The following is a 19,325-nucleotide window of genomic DNA, read 5'->3' as shown; positions in this document are numbered from 1 at the left end:
CCCGTAGAGAGCCCCGAGCACACTGTGTTCGGGGCTTTTTGCTGTGCGTTAAATTTGTCGTTGGGAATGGTCGTGGGGAAGGGGCATCGAGAAACGTTGGTTGGGAAAATTCCTGAGCAAAAAAACACCCAGCCTGCGGCTGGGTGAGAGTGACTTTACAAGAGATCGGTTGCTAGGCGTCTCTGCGGTGTTGGCATACGCCTCCGGCCCAGGTTTCATAGATAGCGCGGTCATCGGCGAGCATCATCAATGCAAATAGCCGTTCACCGAGGGTGGTGCAGTGCTGGCTACGTCGCTGCAGCAGGGACGTGGCGTCAGGGTCGATCACGACAAAGTCAGCTTCGTAGGAAGGTGCCAACTGTCCAATGTGGCTATCCAGAGAGAGGGCTTTGGCGTTGCCGTGGGTGAGGCCATAAAATCCTTGCCAGGCGGTCAGTGGCTGACCACGCAGTTGGCCTACCTGATAGGCGCTTTTCAAGGTGCCGAAGCCTGAAAGATCCGTGCCTGCGCCAATGTCGCTGGCATAGGTAAATGCCATGCCCGTCTCTCGGGCAGCGTCTCGGTCGAACAGGCCGCTACCCAGGAACAGGTTGGAGCTGGGGCAAAAGGCGATATTGGCGCCGCGCTCTGCCAACCGTAGGCGCATGCCGTTGTCCAAATGAATACCGTGGGCAAAGGTGCTGCGTGGGCCGACGAGTCCTGCTTCTTCGTAAACGGCCAAATAGTCTCGACTGCCGGGAAACAGTTCCGCCACCCAGTCCAGTTCTCCGCTGTTCTCGGCGAGGTGGGTCTGCAGCCATAGGGTAGAGTCATTGCGCAGCAGGGCACCTGCCGCGTCCATTTGTGCTCTGGTCGAGGTGGGCGCAAAACGCGGGGTAACGCTGTAACCGAGGCGCTGCTTCCCGTGCCAGTCCTCGATGAGCCGCTCTGTGTCAGAGATACCCGAGACGCCATCCATCAAGGCATCGGGGGCATTGCGATCCATCAGTACCTTGCCTACCAGCATGCGCAGCTGCCGCTTTTGGCAGGCTGCAAAAAATGCATCCACGGAGCCTGGGTGGCTCGAGCCAAACACTTGCGCGGTGGTGGTACCTGCGCGCAACATTTCGCTCAAGAACGCTTCCGATAACGCCTTGGCGTGATCATGATTGGCGAACTGGCACTCGGCTGGAAACGTGTAGTCATTCAGCCAATCCAGCAGTTGGCGCCCATAAGAGGCCATGATGTCCAACTGGACATAGTGGACGTGAGTATCGATGAATCCTGGCATGATGAGCTTGCCGCGATGGTCGATCACTTCCGCTGCTTTCGGCAACTGATCAACCAGGTCGGCATAATGCCCCGCTGCATGGATATGCCCACCCTTCAGCCACAAGAGGCCGTCAGCGTAGTGTTCCAGACTGCCAGGGTGGGGCAGGTTGCCATCGCCGGGGTCATTGGGAAAGCTGATCAATTCAGCGCGGATAAGTGTATCGGTGGGCAAGGTCATATCAACTCGAGTGCGTTGCAGTAGGGGCAAAAAGCGCGCGTAGCGTAGCGCTATCCAGGCCACGGGTCTCGGTGGCATAGGGTTGGTCGGTCAACCAGAGTAATTCCGTCACCACGCTCAGCGCGATGGCGTAGGGGGTTTTATTGCTGAGCTTGGTATCCCTGACCGAGCCGATGGGGCAGCGCACGCGCTGCAGTATCGGCTGGTCGACACCTGCTCGGGAAAGGCGCCCTTTGAAGCTCGCCCACTTGCTGTCGGAACCTATCAGCCCAATGGACGCAATATCGGCGCGCTCCAGCAACCCCTTGATCAAGGCATAATCCTCATCATGATCGTGGGTCATGACCAGAGCATGGGTGCCAAGGGGTAAGCCTGCCACCGTAGCTCCAACGTCGCCTAGCAAATGACAACTCAAGCGTGCTCGAGGGACATCTGACTGGAAAGCATCGGCGCGGCTGTCATACCAATCGAGCTGCCAAGGCAGAGGAGCGCTGAGTTTGACGATCTCGCGTCCGACATGCCCCGCGCCGAACAGGGCAATGTGCGCGGTGGCGCCCAGAAATACTTCCAGCAGGACGTTGACCAGCCCGCCACAGCACTGCCCGCTACGACCGCCCAGCGAAAAGGATTCCAGTGAGAACCCCGCTTGGCGCTGGCTCAATAGGGAGCGAGCCTGCTGAATGGTCTGCCACTCGAAGGTGCCGCCGCCCAGCGTATCGAAGACAGCGTGTTCGGTAATCACCATGCGTGTGCCAGGCTCACGGGGCGTGGAGCCTGCGCTGGTCATCTGGGTGGCCAATACATGAGGCGTGCCGTGGCGTTGACAATGATCTAGGGCGGCATGCCAAGTCATGGGCGTTTCATGGCTCATAAGGCACTTTTCCGAATGGCATGCGCCGCCAGCATGACGCGCTCGGGCGTGGCCGGAGTATCCAGACGCGGCGAGCTGCGGTAGTCATCCAGGCTGGCGAGGGCATCGCGCAAGGCTGACCAGACGCATATCCCCAGCATGAAGGGCGGCTCACCCACCGCTTTGGAGCGGTACAGGCTGGCCATGGAGTTAGGGTGTCCTTCCAGCAGTTCGACATTGAAGACGCTGGGCAGATCCCCGAAGGTGGGAATCTTGTAGGTCGCTGGACCATCGCTGACCAGCGTTCCTTCACTGTTCCATTTGAGCTCTTCACTGGTCAGCCAGCCCATGCCCTGAATGAACCCGCCTTCAACCTGACCAATATCGATGGCTGGGTTGAGCGAGTTGCCCACATCATGAAGTATGTCAACACGGTCGACCTGGTATTCGCCGGTCAACGTGTCGACGCTGACCTCCGCCGCTGCCGCGCCAAAGGCGTAATAATAAAATGGGCGGCCCTGGCCAGTTGCGCGATTGTAATGAATCAGTGGCGTCGCGTAGAAGCCTTTCTCGGACAGCGAAACCCGATGTAGATATGCCGTCTGCACCAGCTCGCCCCAGGGAATGCGGCGTTCACTTTCGCCGATGCCTGCGATGAGCATGCCGTCCCTCAGCTCCATGCCTTCACGATCCAGCCCGCCCTCGAAGTGGTTGGCGGCAAAATCGAACAGACGCTCACGCAGTTTGATGGCAGCATCGCGGGCGGCCATGCCGTTCAAATCCGCACCGCTGGAGGCTGCCGTGGGGGAAGTGTTCGGCACCTTGTCCGTTCGTGTGGCGCTGATGCGCACGCTCTCCAGGTCCAGCCCCAGTTCCAAGGCCACCACCTGGCAGATCTTGGTGTGCAGGCCTTGGCCCATTTCAGTGCCGCCGTGGTTGATCAGGATGCTGCCATCGGTATAGACGTGTAGCAGCGCGCCGGCCTGGTTGAGGTGCTGGGCGGTGAAGGAGATGCCGAACTTGACGGGTGTCAGTGCCAGTCCTTTCTTGATGACGGAGCTGGAGGCATTGAAGTCTCGTACCTGCTGTCGACGCGTCCAGTACTCGCTGCGCTGCTCGAGGCGCTCGACGAGCGTATGAAGCAACTGCTTCTGGTCGACTTGTTGCCCGTAATGGGTCATGTCGCGTTCGGGGCGGTAAAAGTTGCGCTTGCGGATGGTCAGCGGGTCTTCACCGACATGGCGGGCAATATCGTCCATGGCCGCTTCGATGATCATCATGCCCTGGGGGCCGCCAAACCCGCGAAAAGCGGTGTTCGACGCAGTGTGGGTGCGGGCGCGATGGCCGGTGACCCTGGCATTGCCCAGTGAGTAGGCATTGTCTGCGTGAAACATGGCGCGGTCGACAATGGCATCGGAAAGGTCGGGGGAGTAGCCGCAATCGCCGATCACGGTAATGTCGCTGCCTTGAATCACTCCCTGTGAATCGATGGCCAGCCGATAGCGGTTGTGAAAGGGGTGGCGCTTGCCAGTGGCGCGCATGTCGTCACGTCTGGGCAGGCGAAGACGCGTGGCCTTGCCGGTGCGTCGTGCGATGAGGGCAGCAATACAGGCCCAGGGGGATGCCTGGGTTTCCTTGCCTCCAAAACCACCCCCCATGCGCCGTACTTCCACCGTGACGGCATGAAATGGGATACCCAGCACTTCGGCAACCAGCTTTTGGGTTTCACTGGGGTGCTGGTTGGAGGTGTGAACCATGACGCCTTCGTCTTCGCTCGGAATGACGACGCAAGCCTGGCCCTCCAGATAGAAGTGCTCTTGTCCACCAATGAACAGCGCACCTTCCAGCACGTGTTCAGCTTGCTCCAGTGTGGTCTGCCAGTCACCACGCTGTTGGGTGTGGCTGGGGCGAACGAACTCCTGTTGAGCAGTGGCTTGAACGGCATCCAGCTGTGCTGGCAGCTTGTCGATCTGCACATTGGCAAGCAGCATCGCGTGACGCGCCGCACTCAGGGAAGTGGCAGCTACAGCGAACAGGCACTGCCCTGAATAGCTGATCTCACGCTCGACGAAGATAGGGTCGCCAGGGAAGACCGGGCCGATGTCCGTGTGGCCAGGCACGTCGTGGAATGTGATCACGTCGACCACCCCGGGGGCGCTGCGAACGGCCTCCAGGTCGAGGTGCGTCAAGGTGCCGTGGGCCACCGGTGAGAGCCCCAGAGCCACGTGTAAAGCATCAGCAGGTGTCTTGAGGTCGTCGATATAGAGTGCTTTCCCCGTCACATGTTTTTCGGCGCTCTCATGAAAGCTGGAGGACCCCGCCTGGCGCTGTCCGCGGCTGTCCACGGTATGGCGCGCCAGGGGGGCCGCGCCATGTATACGCTGGTCGAGCTCATGCCGGGCCCGGCGACTGTCGTTGTCGAGTTTAGTGAGCGTACGCATGCAACATGACCTCCTGTTCTGGTGATGAAAGCGACAAGTAGAGTCGTTCCAGCAGATTGGCGGCCGCCAGCTGACGATACTGCTGGCTGCCTCGCACGTCACTCATGGGCTCGAACTCATCTTGCAGCGCTTGCCGGGCCGCTTGAAAGGCCTGTTTGCCTACCCGTTGCCCTTCCAGCGCGGCCTCCGTTGCCGGGGCACGTCGGGGCGTGGCGGCCATCCCGCCGAAGGCGATGCGCACGTCGCTTAACTTGCCGTCCTCCAGGCGGTAGCTAAAGGCACCCAGAACGGCAGAGATATCGTCTTCACGGCGTTTAGAGAGCTTCCACACTCTGAGAGAAGCACTCTTCTCCAGAGCAGGAATAAAGATACGTGTGATGACCTCATCGGCGGCCAGCGCCGTTTTCTTATAATCGATAAAGAACGCCTGCAGCGGCAAACAGCGGGTACCCGCATGGCTGGCAAGTTCGAGATGAGCGCCGAGTGCCAGCAGTACGGGTGGGGTATCACCAATGGGGGATGCATTGGCGATATTGCCGCCGAGGGTTCCCCGGTTACGCACTTGTTCCGAGCCCAGCCGATGGAGCAGGTGCGCGAAAGCGGGGAAGTGAGTTGCCAGCAGCGGAGCAAGCCGCGAATAGGTCACCGCCGCGCCGACCCACCATCCTTCCTGCCTCTGAAAGGTCGCTGGCGAGATCATGCCCAGCTCGGGCACGCGGGTGGTATCGATCAGTTGATCCAGTGCGGCCAGGCGCTGGGTCGTTTCCAGCCATAGGTCCGTGGCGCCAGCGACCAGTCTGGCATTGGGCAGGTCGAGCCGCAGCGCTGTCAGTTCTCTCAGCGACCTCGGCTGTGCAAATAGCGGACCTTCCTGAGGGGCTTGTGTGGCTGTGTCGCCATCCTGCGAGTCAGACAGTGTGGCATCCCACCATTGAGGCGGCTGCCAGTCGCTGGCGTGCATGGTCAGCGCGGCATCACGAATCGGGCGATAGCCCGTGCAGCGGCAAAGGTTGCCACCCAGCGCGGCTTCCAGACGCTCGGGCGTCAAGGGGGCCGGTTGACGCTGCTGCTGCGTATGCAAACTGAACAGCGACATGACGATGCCTGGCGTACAGAAACCGCACTGGCTGCCGTGGCAGTCGATCATGGCGCGCTGCGCAGGGTGCAAGGAGTTGCCCTGCGACAGGCCTTCTACGGTGACGAGATGCTGGCCATGCAGTTGATGGGCCGGGGTAATGCACGCATTGACCGTCAGGAACGGTGGCTGGTCGGGGTCGCTGCTTTTCAAGGCGACGGTGCAAGCACCGCAGTCGCCGGACGCGCAGCCCTCTTTTGTGCCCGTGGCCCCCAAATGGTCGCGTAACAGCGTTAGAATACTGGTCTCAGGGGGCACTCGACACTGTTGACGGATGCCATTGAGCAGAAACTCAATCGTTGCCATGCCAAACTCCGTTATGATTGTTCTGACCGATTGGTCAATAATGGTGAGCTTGGGACAAAAAAAGCGTGGCTTGCAAGACTTTGTTGTCAGCGCGTTTTGATGCCCTGAAACGATGCATGAAGAGCGAAAATGCCCCTTTTTGCAGCGTTGTCCGACGTTGGGCCTGAGCTGATCGGCACAACCCGAGCCTATATCAAGGAGCTTACTCAATGACGCTTGATACCGCTAACCATGAGAGCGCCAGCAGGGACCGCATCGAGCAGACGATATTGAATGCCGCCGAACAGGTGTTTGCTCAGCATGGTTATCGCGGAGCCAGCCTGCAGTCGATTGCCGACGTCGCGGGTTTGCCCAAGGCCAATATCCTCTATTACATGGGGAGCAAGCAGGCGCTCTATGTGCGACTACTGAATCGCATGATGAAGCGCTGGAACGCGGTGCTGGAAGACATTACCCCTGCGAGTGACCCAGCAGCTGTATTGAGCGATTTTATTCGCACCAAAATGGTGCTTGGTCAGCGCTATCCCGAGGGTTCCAGGCTGTTTGCGGCTGAAATTCTGGGCGGCGCACCTTTTCTGAAGGATTACCTGAACGGTGAGCTGAGAGAGTGGGTCAGTAGCCGTGCCGCTATCATGCGAGAGTGGTCGCGGCAGGGGAAGATGGATGATGTGGATCCTCGTTGGCTGATTTTTCTGATCTGGTCATCCACCCAGCACTATACCGAATATAGTGCCCAGGTGAACGGCATTCTCGGCCAGGAGACACTGGCCGAGGAAGACATCGACGCTATTTGTCGCTTCCTGGAGCATGTGATCTTGAAAGGCTGTGGCATAGAGCGCCCAGTCGTCGCCAACGCATGAGTTCGACGATGCCTGAACTGCCCATCGAGCAACACCTGGCGTCGATCGAAGACGCTCTGGACAGCCACTCTCGCCTCATCCTGGTAGCGCAGCCCGGCGCGGGCAAGACCACCCGCGTGCCCTTGCGACTCATCGAGCGCCCCTGGGCGCGTGGCCAGCGCCTGCTGATGCTCGAACCTCGGCGGGTGGCGGCCAGGTTGGCGGCAACCTACATGGCCGCTCAGTTGGGTGAGCCGGTGGGTAAGCGTATTGGCTATCGCATGCGCGGTGATCAACGGGTGGGACCTGACACGCAGCTGGAAGTGATCACTCAAGGGGTGCTGACGCGCATGCTGCAGGATGACCCGCTGCTGGAGGGGGTGGCTGGCATTCTCTTCGATGAGTTTCATGAACGCAGTATCGAGTCCGACCTGGGCCTGGCGCTGGCCCTGGACGTGCAGCAAAGCATTCGTGACGACCTCCGCCTGGTGGTGATGTCCGCGACGCTGGATATAGAGGCGCTGCGTACCTTGCTGGGCGAGCATACCCCGGTGATTGAGAGCAGCGGTCGCGCCTTTCCGGTCACCACGCTATATCGGCCACCTGTTGTCGGTGAGACCACCGCCATGACGGCGCGCAGCGTCGTGGAGGAGGCCGTGGCGCTGGACGATGCCCAGGACATCCTGGTCATCTTGCCTGGCGTGGCGGAAATCCGTCGGCTCGCCCAGGTGCTGGCGTCATCAACGCTGACGCTGGATATTCGCACGCTGCATGGTGGCATGACACTGGATGCTCAACAAGCCGCGCTTAGCCCTGGTACACAGCGGCGGGTGATCATCTCCACCTCGATTACCGAATCGAGCCTGACGGTCGACGGCGTCAACGTCGTCATTGACGCAGGCCTTGAACGGGTGCCTGAATTCAGTGCCCAAACGGGGCTTACGCGGTTGACTACCCGTCGCGTCAATCGTGCCAGCGCCGGCCAGCGGCGGGGTCGCGCGGGGCGCCAGCAATCAGGCTACTGCTATCGTCTGTGGGCACAGGACCAGCCGCTGGTCGCGCACCGTGAGCCCGAAATGCTGCAGGCTGATCTCTCGCGGTTGGCGCTGGAACTGGCGCTATGGGGCGTCAATGCTCCCGACGCGCTGGCCTGGCTATCTCCACCGCCCAGGGGCGCATGGCAGAGCGCGCGCGACCTTCTCCAGCGGCTGGGGCTGCTCGACCAGGCAGGCGGGCTGACACCGCTTGGGCAGCAGTGCGGCACCTTGCCGGTGGAACCTCGCCTGGCAGCGATGCTGGTGCGCTCCAAGGCGGGAGAAAATACCGCGCTGGCCTGTGCGCTGGCAGCGCTGCTGGAGGGCCGGGAGCGTCTCGAGGGAACACTGCAGGAAGCCCTGGTCGCTCGACTGAAAACGCCTTCTGCGTTCCCAACCTGGCACCAGGAAGCCAAGCGTCTGGCGGTGTTGATGGGCTGCACGGTACCGTCACGCCTGAATCTGGAGCCTCTGGAAGAGCTGCTTGCGGTGGCGTTTCCTGACCGAGTGGCCCAGCTCATGAACCTCGGGCGTTTCAAGCTGGCCAATGGCAAGACGGCAACGCTATCGCCGCAGCACCCGTTGGCCAGCGAGCCGTATCTGGTGGCCGTTCACCTCGACAGTGCTAGCCGTGATGCACCGATCCAGAGGGCAGTGCCCCTCTCCGAGCAGGTTTTGCGAGCCCTGTATCCGGCGACGGCGACGTGGCACGAACGGGTCGCCTGGCAAGAGCCGCCGGGCAAGCTGGTGGCCGACGCGGTGCAGTGTCACGGTGAACTGGTATTGGCGGTACGCCCGCTCCAGACGCTGCCCGCCGCCGCTGCCGAGAAAGCGCTGATGAGCGCTTTGCAGCGCCGCCCTGCAGCCTTGCTGAATGACGAGGTCAGGCGCTTGCAGGGGCGCATGGCGCTGCTGGAGCGTACTTTCCCGGGCCAGTGGCCCGACTGGTCTGATGCTGCGTTGGTGGATGATCTGGAGGCTTGGCTGGCGCCTTATGTGGCCGGTATGACTCGGCTGGGACAGGTCGAAAAGCTGCCCTTCGCGGGGTGCCTGCTGGAGACGCTGACGTGGGAAGCGCAGAGTGCGTTTGCCCGCCTGGTGCCTACCGGGCTCAGGGCGCCTAGTGGCAACACGATTACGCTGGACTATCTGCCCTGCCTTGAGAGCAGGCCGCCGGTGTTGGCACTGAAGCTGCAAGAGGCCTTTGGCTGGCAAGAAACACCGACCGTGGCCGAAGGGCAAGTGGCCGTGATGATTCACTTGCTGTCACCGGCACGACGCCCCCTGCAGGTCACACAGGACTTGCGTAGCTTCTGGCTGACCGGCTATCCGGAGGTGAGAAAAGAGATGCGCGGGCGGTATCCAAAGCACCCCTGGCCAGAAGATCCTTTGTCAGCCCAAGCCACGGCATTAACCAAGCGCCGCTTGGGCAACGCTTGAAGGTGCCAATGCGTGCTCTTTACTCTTGTGTGGATTCCGGTACTTCTCCGGGGCGTTGATAGCGTACCCCGTCCGCACGCGGCTCTTCGTAGCGTTTGTTTTCATCCTCGGAAACAACCCCAAAGACCGTTTCCTGTGAGCCATCTGGCCACGTGTAAGTGGTGCAGCCCGCCAGGCTCGATAGACCAAGAACAACAACGACACCAGACAGCGTGATACGACGCTTGGGCATGAAAAAACTCCCTAAAGTTGACACATGCTCATGAAAAAGGGGAATGACGAGTGCTGCGTAGTGTGAAGCGCACGATCACTGCTCGCAAGCTAATTTCCTCGGCCCGACATCAGCGCTGAAAAGACGGGCAGTGGCGAGTATCCATGCCTTGTGTCTATGCTGAACAGGCAGCCCGATTTTTTCAAAAAGAGCATTTGGCAGTCGATCAGGCAATCTGAGGCTGATAAGGGGGAGGGGTATGTGGTCAGTCTTGAAGTCGGTGCTGGCAGCGTTGATCGGGGTTCAGAATGACCGCCAACGTCGCCAGGATTTCTCCAGCGAGCGTCCCGGTGCGTTCATCGTGACGGGTATCGTCGTGACGCTCCTGTTCGTACTAGTCATTGCCTGGTTGGCCCAGTGGGTCGCTGGATGAGCCGTTGAGGTAAATCACACAGGGTTTGCGTGACGGATGGCATTTGTTTTCTATACTGAGATTGACGTCTTAATCCTGCTTTAATTAAAGCATGGGCGAGAACAACAATAATAAAGGAGGTTTCTATGCCCCCTATGTGGCGATGGCTACTACTTCTCTCATCGAGTCTTGCCGCTGCGCCAACGGCGTTTGCCAGCGGTTGGAATATGCCTGTGGGTGTCACGGATATCAGCCGCGATATTTTCAATTTGCATATGACCATTTTCTGGATCTGTGTCGTGATTGGCGTCATCGTTTTCGGCGTGATGTTTTACTCGCTTTTTCGCTATCGCCACGCCAAGGGAGCCAAGGCAGCCCATTTTCACGAACACACCACGGTGGAAGTGTTGTGGACGGCCATTCCTGTGCTGATTCTGGTCAGCATGGCAATTCCTGCCACCGCCACGCTCAAGAATATGTATGACGCCTCGGAAGCCGATCTGGATGTGATGATCACCGGGCAGCAGTGGCGCTGGCGCTACGAATACCTGGGCGAAGACGTTGCCTTCAATTCCAACATGAGCACCCCTTGGGAGCAGATCCGCGGGCAGGAGGAGCGAGGAGAGCATTATCTGCTCGACGTGGACGAACCGCTGGTCTTGCCAATCAATCGCAAAGTACGCTTTTTGATGACATCAGACGATGTCATCCACTCCTGGTGGGTGCCCGAGCTGGCAGTCAAGCAGGATACGATCCCCGGCTTCATCAATGAAAACTGGGTGCAGATCAATACTCCCGGTATTTATCGCGGACAGTGTGCCGAACTCTGTGGTGTCAATCATGGCTTCATGCCTGTCGTGGTACATGCCATGGAAGAAGAGGAATTCGATGCCTGGCTGGTAGAGCGGCGTGAAGCGGCCGAGCAGGAGGCCATGGGCGTCGACCGTGAATGGGAGATGGACGAACTGATGGCCAGAGGGGAAGCGGTGTACCGCGCCATCTGTTCTTCTTGCCATCAAGCCGAAGGGCAAGGGGCGATGCCGGCCTTCCCGGCATTGGCCGGTAATGATCAGTTGATCGAAGACCTGGATTGGCATATCGATAGGATCGTCAATGGGGTCTCTGGTGCGGCGATGCCGGCTTTCCGATCCACGCTCAATCCCGTGGAGCTTGCGGCGGTGGTTACCTATACCCGCAATGCCTGGGGCAATGACGCGGGTGATACGGTGCAGCCAGCCAGGATCGCCGAGCTGATTGCCCAGTAACACCAGGCTACCCATAACAATGAAAGCAGGCGGAGAAGCTCATGGCGCCCCAACTACCCCCTCAGCACCCGTTACAGCATAGTTCCACCACCCACGCTGGCGGCCATGGCAGTGCCACGCCTGCCCATCACCAGCATGCACACCAGCCCAAAGGGCTTATGCGCTGGCTACTGACCACCAATCACAAGGAGATCGGTACGCTCTATCTGATCTTCTCTCTGACCATGTTCTTCATTGGGGGCATCTTTGCACTGGTGGTCAGGGCAGAGCTTTTTCAACCAGGACTGCAGCTGGTACAGCCCGAGTTCTTCAATCAGATGACCACCATGCATGGCTTGATCATGGTGTTCGCAGCCGTCATGCCTGCCTTCACGGGACTGGCCAACTGGATGATCCCGCTGCAGATCGGGGCGCCTGATATGGCGCTTCCCCGGCTCAATAACTTCAGCTTCTGGCTGCTGCCCGTCGCCTTCACGCTGCTGCTTTCAACACTTTTCATGCCGGGTGGCGGGCCCAATTTTGGCTGGACCTTCTATGCGCCCTTGTCCACCACCTATGCGCCGCCCTCCACGACCTTTTTCATTCTGGCGCTGCACATTGCTGGTATCAGCTCCATTCTAGGGGCGATCAATATCATCGCCACCATCCTCAACATGCGTGCCCCCGGTATGCGCATGATGGACATGCCGCTGTTCGTCTGGACATGGCTCATTACCGCTTTCCTGCTGATTGCCGTCATGCCCGTGCTGGCGGGGGTGATTACCATGATGCTCATGGATATCAACTTTGGGACCAGCTTCTTCGATGCCTCGGGGGGCGGTGACCCGGTGCTGTTCCAACACCTGTTCTGGTTCTTTGGGCACCCCGAGGTCTACATCATGATTCTGCCAGCCTTCGGTATCGTGTCGGCGATCATTCCAACCTTTGCGCGCAAGCGTCTGTTTGGCTACGCCTCCATGGTGTATGCCACGGGAGCCATTGCGCTGCTGTCGTTTCTGGTATGGGCGCACCACATGTTCGTGGTGGGCTTGCCGTTGGCGGCAGAGCTCTTCTTCATGTACACCACCATGCTGATCGCCGTGCCAACCGGCGTGAAGGTATTCAATTGGGTAACCACGCTATTTCGAGGCTCCATCAGCTTCGAGCCACCCATGCTGTTTGCACTGGCCTTCGTGGTGCTGTTCACCATCGGTGGTTTTTCCGGGCTGATGCTGGCCATTGCACCCGCCGACTTTCAATACCATGACACGTACTTCGTGGTCGCTCATTTTCACTATGTGCTCGTGCCGGGGGCCATCTTTGCCATCATGGCAGGCGTGTACTACTGGCTGCCCAAATGGACCGGCCACTATCCCAACGAGCGTTTGGCTCAGTGCCATTTCTGGTGCTCGATCATTGGGGTCAACCTGACCTTTTTCCCCATGCATTTTGCCGGGTTGGCGGGCATGCCCAGACGGATTCCCGACTATGCGCTGCAGTTCGCCGACTTCAATCTGCTGTCTAGTATCGGCGCGTTCTTCTTCGGTTTCTCTCAACTGCTGTTCGTGTTGGTCGTCGTGCTGTGTGTCAGAGGCGGCAAAAAAGCACCGGCCAAGGCCTGGGAGGGGGCCGAGGATCTAGAGTGGAGCGTGCCCAGCCCAGCGCCACTGCATACCTTCGAAACGCCGCCTGTTTTCCATCGGCAACAGGCCCATGACTAATGGTTTGACAGGCGGGAGGGCTCGCGTATGGCGACCAGTAGTGAAAAGCAGGCGGTAGCGGTGAGGCGTACGGTCATTCGCACCGTAGCGGCGCTGGTGGGGATGTTCGCCTTCGCCTTTGCGCTGGTGCCGCTTTACGACGTTTTCTGCCGTATCACCGGGCTGAATGGCAAGGTGGATACGACCGCCCAGGCCATCGTTCATGAGGAGGTGGATACGTCGCGCTTTATTACGGTGCAGTTCATCACCCGGGGGAGTGCGGGCTTGCCCTGGCAAATGAGCGTAGCCACGCGTCAAATGCGCGTACATCCCGGTCAAACCGCCGAGGTCGATTTTACCTTCACCAACAATAGCCAGTCCCAGAATTGGGGGCGGGCAGTGCCCAGCGTGTCGCCTTCCAATGCCACCACACACTTGCGCAAGGTCAGCTGTTTCTGTTTTCAAGAGCAGCAGTTGCAGGGGCAGGAGCGGTTGACCATCCCGTTGGTATTTCAACTGGCTCGGGACCTGCCGCCGGATATCAATACCATCACGCTGGTATATACCCTCTACCCCGTTCATCGCGTCGCACTGAGTGACGCCTATGAAAGCGTTCCAGGAGGCAGCATATGAGCAGTGGCAGCTATTACGTACCTGCGACCAGCCGATGGCCCGTATTGGGCTCGATTGCGCTGGGTGTGATGATGATCGGAGCCGGTATTCAACTGGTCTATGGCACCGGTATGCCGGTCTTGGCGATCGGGTTGGTGGCCGTAGTGGCGGTCATGGGGCTCTGGTTCCGCGATGTCGTACATGAGTCGATGGGCGGTTTGTACGACGCCCAGATGGATCGCTCGTTTCGCTGGGGAATGGGGTGGTTCATCTTTTCGGAAGTGATGTTCTTTGCAGCCTTTTTCGGCGCGCTTTTCTACATCCGCACCTTTGCACTCCCTTGGCTGGGCGGCGAGGGCGCCAAAGGGGTTTCGGCGCTGCTATGGCCTGGCTTCATTCCCGAGTGGCCGTTATTGAATCCTCCTGATGCTGCCGTGGCAGGGCCCCATAGCGTGCTGAGCCCGTGGCAGTTGCCGCTGGTCAATACCCTGCTGCTGATCACCTCTAGCATTACCCTGACCGTCGCTCATGAAGCGCTCAAGATGGGCTATCGATCAACATGCCGGAATTGGCTGGCGGCGACGGTGGGGTTGGGCATTTGCTTCATCGTCATCCAGGGGGTCGAGTATTACGAGGCCTACCATCATTACGGGATTACCCTGGAAGCCGGTATTTTCGGGGCGACCTTTTTTATTCTGACGGGCTTTCATGGCATCCACGTGATCATTGGCACGCTGATTCTGGCCATCATGCTGGTCAGAATCATCAAGGGCCATTTCGCCAATGAGCAGCATTTTGCTTTCGAGGCCTCCTGCTGGTACTGGCATTTTGTCGATGTTGTATGGGTGGGGCTGTTCATCTTTGTCTATGTACTGTAGGGCGTCAGCCCAGTTCGCCTGACCAGAAGCCAAAAATGAGCAATGCCATGAGCAGACAGCCCAGGCCGACACGCCACTTCAGCGAGGTCAGAAGGCGCCGTGAAGCGCCGTGGTCTCGCAATAGAAAGCCAGCACCTGCGGCTAGGCTGACCAACATGCCTATGAACACCAATGCGATCAGTAATTTGAGTGCCATGCGCCGACGCTCCCGTGTCACCTTGCGGTTGTTGGTATGGGGGTGTTTTTGGACCGTGGTGGTCGTTGCTGGTGTGCTATTAGGACTATGGCAGTGGGAGCGTGCTGCTGACAAGCAGCGATCGCTTGATCAGCGTGCCGCCGCGCCCTCCCTGATAGCACCGGTCAGTGAGCCGGCTGAGGGTGCCATGCTACGCTTGCAGGGCGAGTATCTGGCGGAGCATACGCTCTATCTCGATAACCGAATCGTCAATGGACGGCTGGGCGTTGCCGTGCTGACGCCTTTGCGTGACGAGCATGGTCAGCTCTGGCTGATTCAGCGGGGGTTTATGGAAACCGGCAGTAGTCGCGAGCCGCCGGTCTCCTCGACCCCAGCAGGCCAGGTGCAGGTCGTCGGAGAGTGGCAGAGAGCCCATTCGGATGGCCTCCTTTACGGCAACAACCTGGAAGGGGTGAGGCTGCAACGGTTAGATCTGGCTCCCTGGGCCTCGGCGCTTGGGGCGTTCCGTTTTGCCGGATGGGTGCATGCTCACGAGGGGGAGGGTGTCCTGACCCCCTGGTGGGAAGCCAATGTGGTGCCACCGGCGCGTCATCAGGCCTATGCGTTTCAGTGGTGGGGCCTAACGCTGGCGGCTCTGGTGGTGATGCTGATCGGCGGTCGCCGCCTCATGAACGACCCAAGGGTCGAGAGAATCAGGAGTTAACCCGATGTCATCCAGCGCAAAGCGTTTCCCTCGCTTTATCCTGGTGCTACTGTTCGTGGCGTTTGCCGCGCCGGTGGTGATCGCATGGATCATGGTGACATGGCGAATCGGTATACCCACCCACTACACCGCCTACGGGGATGTTTCCGTGACCGCGCCGCCGCTGGAAGAGTGGCCACTAACGTCTAGACTTGAGCCTGGTGAGCAGTGGATGCTGGTGTTCGAATGCGTGGAGCCCTGTGACGCAAGGCAGGATGAGCTATGGCGTCTGCACCGGGCTCTTGGGCGAGAAGCGGGTCGCCTGCAGCGCCTCAGGATCGGCGGTGACCTGCAGATGTTGCCTGGCGAGACCGCCACGGCCTGGCACCGCTTGCCCAACTGGCGTGGCGAACAGCGTGTCTGGGTGCTGGACCCCGCAGGCCGCCCTGCGCTGGCCTACCACGCAACGGCCCCCGCGTCGGATATGCTGAAAGATATTAGACACTTGTTCAAAGTGAACGCTTTGTAATTCTCTCCCGGCGACTGATCAGCCGTAAGGACACGTGATGATTCATTCCGATAAGCACCGTTTGCGCCTGCTGGTAGCGCTGAGCCTGGCCGGTACGCTGTTGACGATGCTGGTCATTCTGGTGGGGGCCTGGACTCGGCTGGTGGATGCGGGGCTAGGGTGCCCCGACTGGCCTGGTTGCTATGGGCGATTGCTGGTGCCTGATAGCGAGCATGCGGCACTGCGTCATCCGGATGTGCCGCTCGACCCGTTCAAGGCCTGGGTCGAGATGGGGCACCGCTATGTCGCCAGTTTTCTCGGGCTGCTGGTGATCGGAACGCTGCTTCTGGGGTGGCCATTGAGGCGCCGAGAAGGCTACCCGTGGAAGGTAAGCGTCGCGCTACTGGTAGTGATCCTCATCCAAGGCGCGTTTGGCGCATTTACCGTGACCTTGAAGCTCTGGCCACAGGTGGTCACGCTGCACTTGTTGGGCGGGCTGAGTGTGTTGATGCTGTTTTTCTGGCTTCATCTGCGTATCCGGCGGTCGGCAAAAGGGGTGTTGGCGTCTCCCCGAAAGCCAAGCCTGCTTTGGCTGCTGGCTGGGGCGGCGCTGGTGCTGCAATTGGCACTGGGGGGCTGGGTAACGAGCAATTATGCCGGCATTGCGTGCCAAGGGTTTCCCACCTGCAACACCCAGTGGTGGCCTGAAATGGATTTGAGCGAAGGGTTTCATCTGACCCAGACCGTGGGCCCCAATTATTTGCATGGTCAACTGCATGCCGATGCGCGCACTGCCATTCACGTGGTACACCGTTTAGGTGCGTTGCTGCTGGGTATCGTGCTGTTGGCGCTCTGGTGCCGCCATCGCCGCCAGAGTGAGGTCGTGGGTGCCTTGTCCATGGTCGTGTTGCTGTACCTGCTACAGGCAGGGTTGGGCGTTGCCAATGTGCTGCTCTGGCTGCCGTTATGGCTAGCGCTGCTGCATACCGCGGGCGCCGTGCTGTTGTGCCTGGGGCTGGGGTGGGCCTGGTGGCGCTACCGTTATATGCCTGAGCGATCATACGCAGAGCATGTTCTCGATGGTCAGCCGTCATACGCGCAGGCCCGGTAATCCAATGATTGACCTTGAAAACAATAACAATCCATCAGGTGATCACTATGCGATACGCAACGCTGGATACCACGTTACCCACCATCCGTTGGGGGGTGTTGAAAGAGCTGGTGTTACTGTGCAAGCTCAACGTGGTGGTCGTCATGCTGGTATGCACGGCCGTGGGTATGGCCTTGGCTACGCCGGGGTTGCCGCCGTTGAAAGCCATGGTGTTTGGTCTGCTGGGCGTCGGGTTGGCCTCCAGCGGGGCCGCCGCTTTCAACCATATCATCGACCGCCATCTGGACGCTGTGATGACGCGCACGTCACGCCGACCGTTAGCGGCGCACCGCCTGCCTGTCTGGATGGCCATGCTATGGGCCGTAGGGCTGTCGGTGGTGGGCGTGGGGCTACTGGCCTGGCAGGTGAACACGCTAGTGGCATTTTTGACACTGGCATCGCTGGTGGGCTACGCCGTGCTGTATACCGCGTACCTGAAACGTGCCACCCCACAGAATATCGTGATTGGAGGCGTCGCGGGGGCGGCGCCTCCGCTGCTGGGCTGGGTGGCCGTAACGGGCAGCATTGCGGCGGAGCCTTTGCTGCTGATGCTGATCATCTTCGTCTGGACGCCGCCGCATTTCTGGTCGCTGGCTATTCACAAGCGTGAAGACTACGCCTGCGCGGGTATTCCCATGTTGCCGGTCACCCATGGCGTGGCGTTTACGCGACTGCAGATTTGGTTGTACAGCTGGCTGACCGTGGCGGCGTCGCTTTTGCCGGTGGTGGTAGGCATGAGTGGCTGGGTGTATCTGGTGATCGTCATGGCGCTCAATGCACGATTCATCTACTGGGGCTGGCGCGTCTGGAGGGGCGATGATCAGGCAGTGCCACTGCTGGCCTTCTGGTTTTCCATTCGTTACCTGCTGGGGCTGTTTGGTGCACTGCTACTGGACCATTATACTTTTCTGGCACCAGCAGTGTTTGGCTAGCGTGAGCGGATTAACGACAAAGTTGGTCTATGTTGTAGAAAGCAGTGTACAATTTCCGTTAAACTATTCTGGCTTGATATAAAGAGGTTTCATGAGCTCTACCGTCGCACTATTGTTACTGGCCGTCGCGCTGGTGGTCATTGCCGGTTTGGGGGGGTATGCGTACTCCCTGCGCCAAGAGGTGAAACGTCGTGAAGCTTTTCGCCTTGAGGAGGAGCAGCGAGCCCAGCAGAACAGTCTGGAAAACCTGGATTACGTGGTGAGCGCGCTGGTGCAGGAGCAGGTAGATATCACCGAAGGTTCCTGGCGGTGTAAGGTATTGCTGGAGATCGTTGATCCCAGCCTTGCGGAGAGACCAGAGTTTCAGGCATTTGCAGAAGTCTATAACCGCACTCGGCACCTCAAGACCCACTCTGCACGCAAGCAATTGACCCCTCGGGAGCGAATGCGTGAAGACAAGGAGCGCCTCGAAGTCGAGGCGGAAATGCGTCCTGCCGTACTCGCCGCTGCCGCGGCTGTGATCCAGTGGCGCGCCAAAGGTTCCAAAGCGTTACACTGATTTTTAGTGTCATTGGTGTCAGCTTTGCTATGCTAAACACGTCGGTATTGGCAAGAAGTTGATATCACGGCATTGTTGCCTTCTAGCGCTGAAACGTTAATGATAGGCACCTCGTTCGATTTCATGATGCGCCAAGGCGCCCATCCTGAAGAAGAACAGCGAAAAATGGATGCTCTCGCTAAAAGAAGCATTAGATAGATTTGGTCACTGACCATATCAGCATTGGATCAAGAAGGAGTCTTGCATGAAAAAGTCAACAACTGGCTTGCTAATCGGTTCTGCCCTCGTAGTAGGCCTCTCTGGCTGTGCCAGCTCTGCCTCCCAGTCTTCTGGTCAGGCGAGTGCAAGCAGCGACCGTAGCTGGTACCAGCACCCCGCCGTATGTGGTATCGCCGGTGGCCTGATCGGTGGCAGCATTGGTTATGCTACTAGCGGCAGCTCGGACGAAGACGCTGGCGCGGCTACTGGCTTCGCGGCAGGCGCTGCCATTGGCGGTCTGCTGTGTGCCGATCATACTCCTGAGCCGGTTGCGCCGCAGTGCCCGAGCTACGGTGAAGTGCCTGCTGGCGTCGCGGTAGATGCTGAAGGCTGCCCGCTGGACTCCGACGGTGACGGCGTGCCGGACTACCGTGACCAGTGCCCGGGAACGCCTGCTGGTGTGGCGGTAGATGCCAATGGCTGCCCGCTGGACTCCGACGGTGACGGCG

General features: G+C 59.4%; 18 protein-coding genes and 1 pseudogene. 13 read left to right on the top strand and 6 right to left on the bottom strand.

Features of this window, described 5'->3' with window-relative positions; translation table 11 throughout:
* Positions 1 to 172: 172 nt before the first annotated feature.
* The 4 genes from guaD to xdhA are packed head-to-tail and all read right to left on the bottom strand — an operon-like array spanning position 173 to position 6,221.
* Positions 173 to 1,489 (bottom strand): guanine deaminase, encoded by a 1,317-nt coding sequence (guaD, locus tag B7L71_RS02625; RefSeq protein WP_081135838.1) that lies wholly within the window; start codon positions 1,487 to 1,489, stop codon positions 173 to 175.
* 1 nt (position 1,490) lies between these two features.
* Positions 1,491 to 2,360, bottom strand: a complete 870-nt coding sequence (gene xdhC / locus B7L71_RS02620) for a xanthine dehydrogenase accessory protein XdhC (RefSeq protein ID WP_081135835.1) — start codon at positions 2,358 to 2,360, stop codon at positions 1,491 to 1,493.
* The gene (xdhB, locus tag B7L71_RS02615) at positions 2,357 to 4,780 is read right to left on the bottom strand and encodes a xanthine dehydrogenase molybdopterin binding subunit (protein ID WP_081135833.1); all 2,424 of its coding nucleotides are present in this window, start codon (positions 4,778 to 4,780) and stop codon (positions 2,357 to 2,359) included. Before xdhB ends, xdhC begins: the two co-directional genes overlap by 4 nt.
* Positions 4,764 to 6,221: a xanthine dehydrogenase small subunit gene (xdhA, locus tag B7L71_RS02610; protein ID WP_081135830.1), complete on the bottom strand. Its 1,458-nt coding sequence runs from the start codon at positions 6,219 to 6,221 to the stop codon at positions 4,764 to 4,766. The genes xdhB and xdhA overlap by 17 nt, the downstream gene beginning before the upstream one ends.
* A 209-nt stretch (positions 6,222 to 6,430) precedes the next feature.
* Between xdhA and B7L71_RS02605 the strand changes: the two genes are divergently transcribed.
* Positions 6,431 to 7,081 carry a TetR family transcriptional regulator C-terminal domain-containing protein gene (locus B7L71_RS02605; protein ID WP_016913959.1) on the top strand — a complete coding sequence of 217 codons (651 nt, stop codon included), beginning with the start codon at positions 6,431 to 6,433 and terminating at the stop codon, positions 7,079 to 7,081.
* A gap of 8 nt (positions 7,082 to 7,089) precedes the next feature.
* Entirely contained in the window at positions 7,090 to 9,534 is a 2,445-nt protein-coding gene (gene hrpB, locus B7L71_RS02600) for an ATP-dependent helicase HrpB (protein WP_081135827.1), read from the top strand.
* A gap of 19 nt (positions 9,535 to 9,553) precedes the next feature.
* On the opposite strand, the gene B7L71_RS02595 is transcribed toward hrpB, so the two are convergent.
* On the bottom strand, positions 9,554 to 9,766 hold the full coding sequence (locus B7L71_RS02595; protein WP_081135825.1) for a hypothetical protein: 213 nt from the start codon (positions 9,764 to 9,766) through the stop codon (positions 9,554 to 9,556).
* Between the two features lie 238 nt (positions 9,767 to 10,004).
* Between B7L71_RS02595 and B7L71_RS02590 the strand changes: the two genes are divergently transcribed.
* From B7L71_RS02590 to B7L71_RS02570, 5 genes are all read left to right on the top strand, one after another.
* The gene (locus B7L71_RS02590) at positions 10,005 to 10,178 is read left to right on the top strand and encodes a DUF2970 domain-containing protein (protein WP_016913957.1); all 174 of its coding nucleotides are present in this window, start codon (positions 10,005 to 10,007) and stop codon (positions 10,176 to 10,178) included.
* Between the two features lie 125 nt (positions 10,179 to 10,303).
* Positions 10,304 to 11,422 carry a cytochrome c oxidase subunit II gene (coxB, locus tag B7L71_RS02585; RefSeq protein ID WP_081135822.1) on the top strand — a complete coding sequence of 373 codons (1,119 nt, stop codon included), beginning with the start codon at positions 10,304 to 10,306 and terminating at the stop codon, positions 11,420 to 11,422.
* A gap of 41 nt (positions 11,423 to 11,463) precedes the next feature.
* On the top strand, positions 11,464 to 13,122 hold the full coding sequence (gene ctaD, locus B7L71_RS02580; protein ID WP_081135820.1) for a cytochrome c oxidase subunit I: 1,659 nt from the start codon (positions 11,464 to 11,466) through the stop codon (positions 13,120 to 13,122).
* Between the two features lie 27 nt (positions 13,123 to 13,149).
* A complete protein-coding gene (locus B7L71_RS02575) occupies positions 13,150 to 13,734 on the top strand; it encodes a cytochrome c oxidase assembly protein (protein WP_081135817.1) in 585 nt (194 codons plus the stop codon).
* Entirely contained in the window at positions 13,731 to 14,591 is an 861-nt protein-coding gene (locus tag B7L71_RS02570) for a cytochrome c oxidase subunit 3 (RefSeq protein WP_081135815.1), read from the top strand. The genes B7L71_RS02575 and B7L71_RS02570 overlap by 4 nt, the downstream gene beginning before the upstream one ends.
* Positions 14,592 to 14,595: 4 nt before the next feature.
* On the opposite strand, the gene B7L71_RS02565 is transcribed toward B7L71_RS02570, so the two are convergent.
* The gene (locus B7L71_RS02565; protein WP_016913952.1) at positions 14,596 to 14,787 is read right to left on the bottom strand and encodes a DUF2909 domain-containing protein; all 192 of its coding nucleotides are present in this window, start codon (positions 14,785 to 14,787) and stop codon (positions 14,596 to 14,598) included.
* Between B7L71_RS02565 and B7L71_RS02560 the strand changes: the two genes are divergently transcribed.
* From B7L71_RS02560 to B7L71_RS02535, 6 genes and pseudogenes are all read left to right on the top strand, one after another.
* Positions 14,747 to 15,490 carry an SURF1 family protein gene (locus tag B7L71_RS02560; protein WP_446497338.1) on the top strand — a complete coding sequence of 248 codons (744 nt, stop codon included), beginning with the start codon at positions 14,747 to 14,749 and terminating at the stop codon, positions 15,488 to 15,490. The two genes, B7L71_RS02565 and B7L71_RS02560, sit on opposite strands and share 41 nt — an antisense overlap.
* A 4-nt stretch (positions 15,491 to 15,494) precedes the next feature.
* Positions 15,495 to 15,998, top strand: a complete 504-nt coding sequence (locus tag B7L71_RS02555) for a hypothetical protein (RefSeq protein ID WP_016913950.1) — start codon at positions 15,495 to 15,497, stop codon at positions 15,996 to 15,998.
* A 37-nt stretch (positions 15,999 to 16,035) separates the two neighbouring features.
* Positions 16,036 to 17,088 carry a COX15/CtaA family protein gene (locus B7L71_RS02550; protein ID WP_081135810.1) on the top strand — a complete coding sequence of 351 codons (1,053 nt, stop codon included), beginning with the start codon at positions 16,036 to 16,038 and terminating at the stop codon, positions 17,086 to 17,088.
* Between the two features lie 47 nt (positions 17,089 to 17,135).
* Positions 17,136 to 18,059, top strand: coding sequence for a heme o synthase (gene cyoE / locus B7L71_RS02545; RefSeq protein ID WP_081135808.1), 924 nt, complete (start codon positions 17,136 to 17,138; stop codon positions 18,057 to 18,059).
* Positions 18,060 to 18,150: 91 nt separating this feature from the next.
* Complete coding sequence (locus B7L71_RS02540; protein WP_016913947.1) at positions 18,151 to 18,618, top strand: DUF2489 domain-containing protein; 468 nt, start codon at positions 18,151 to 18,153, stop codon at positions 18,616 to 18,618.
* Positions 18,619 to 18,862: 244 nt separating this feature from the next.
* Positions 18,863 to 19,325: pseudogene (locus B7L71_RS02535) on the top strand (OmpA family protein); the annotation flags it as partial.

It is taken from the genome of Halomonas sp. BC2, assembly GCF_002078115.1.
In the GTDB taxonomy this organism is placed as follows: Bacteria; Pseudomonadota; Gammaproteobacteria; order Pseudomonadales; family Halomonadaceae; genus Vreelandella; species Vreelandella stevensii.
The sequence above is the reverse complement of the archived record's forward strand: the minus strand, read 5'-3'. Positions and strand labels throughout refer to the sequence as shown.

What these genes read in the sequence shown, in the direction of transcription:
- guaD (WP_081135838.1), bottom strand. Translation starts at nt 1,489, where the DNA reads ATGACCTTGCCCACCGATACACTTATCCGCGCTGAATTGATCAGCTTT.
- xdhC (WP_081135835.1), bottom strand. Translation starts at nt 2,360, where the DNA reads ATGAGCCATGAAACGCCCATGACTTGGCATGCCGCCCTAGATCATTGT.
- xdhB (WP_081135833.1), bottom strand. Translation starts at nt 4,780, where the DNA reads ATGCGTACGCTCACTAAACTCGACAACGACAGTCGCCGGGCCCGGCAT.
- xdhA (WP_081135830.1), bottom strand. Translation starts at nt 6,221, where the DNA reads ATGGCAACGATTGAGTTTCTGCTCAATGGCATCCGTCAACAGTGTCGA.
- B7L71_RS02605 (WP_016913959.1), top strand. Translation starts at nt 6,431, where the DNA reads ATGACGCTTGATACCGCTAACCATGAGAGCGCCAGCAGGGACCGCATC.
- hrpB (WP_081135827.1), top strand. Translation starts at nt 7,090, where the DNA reads ATGCCTGAACTGCCCATCGAGCAACACCTGGCGTCGATCGAAGACGCT.
- B7L71_RS02595 (WP_081135825.1), bottom strand. Translation starts at nt 9,766, where the DNA reads ATGCCCAAGCGTCGTATCACGCTGTCTGGTGTCGTTGTTGTTCTTGGT.
- B7L71_RS02590 (WP_016913957.1), top strand. Translation starts at nt 10,005, where the DNA reads ATGTGGTCAGTCTTGAAGTCGGTGCTGGCAGCGTTGATCGGGGTTCAG.
- coxB (WP_081135822.1), top strand. Translation starts at nt 10,304, where the DNA reads ATGCCCCCTATGTGGCGATGGCTACTACTTCTCTCATCGAGTCTTGCC.
- ctaD (WP_081135820.1), top strand. Translation starts at nt 11,464, where the DNA reads ATGGCGCCCCAACTACCCCCTCAGCACCCGTTACAGCATAGTTCCACC.
- B7L71_RS02575 (WP_081135817.1), top strand. Translation starts at nt 13,150, where the DNA reads ATGGCGACCAGTAGTGAAAAGCAGGCGGTAGCGGTGAGGCGTACGGTC.
- B7L71_RS02570 (WP_081135815.1), top strand. Translation starts at nt 13,731, where the DNA reads ATGAGCAGTGGCAGCTATTACGTACCTGCGACCAGCCGATGGCCCGTA.
- B7L71_RS02560 (WP_446497338.1), top strand. Translation starts at nt 14,747, where the DNA reads ATGCCTATGAACACCAATGCGATCAGTAATTTGAGTGCCATGCGCCGA.
- B7L71_RS02565 (WP_016913952.1), bottom strand. Translation starts at nt 14,787, where the DNA reads ATGGCACTCAAATTACTGATCGCATTGGTGTTCATAGGCATGTTGGTC.
- B7L71_RS02555 (WP_016913950.1), top strand. Translation starts at nt 15,495, where the DNA reads ATGTCATCCAGCGCAAAGCGTTTCCCTCGCTTTATCCTGGTGCTACTG.
- B7L71_RS02550 (WP_081135810.1), top strand. Translation starts at nt 16,036, where the DNA reads ATGATTCATTCCGATAAGCACCGTTTGCGCCTGCTGGTAGCGCTGAGC.
- cyoE (WP_081135808.1), top strand. Translation starts at nt 17,136, where the DNA reads ATGCGATACGCAACGCTGGATACCACGTTACCCACCATCCGTTGGGGG.
- B7L71_RS02540 (WP_016913947.1), top strand. Translation starts at nt 18,151, where the DNA reads ATGAGCTCTACCGTCGCACTATTGTTACTGGCCGTCGCGCTGGTGGTC.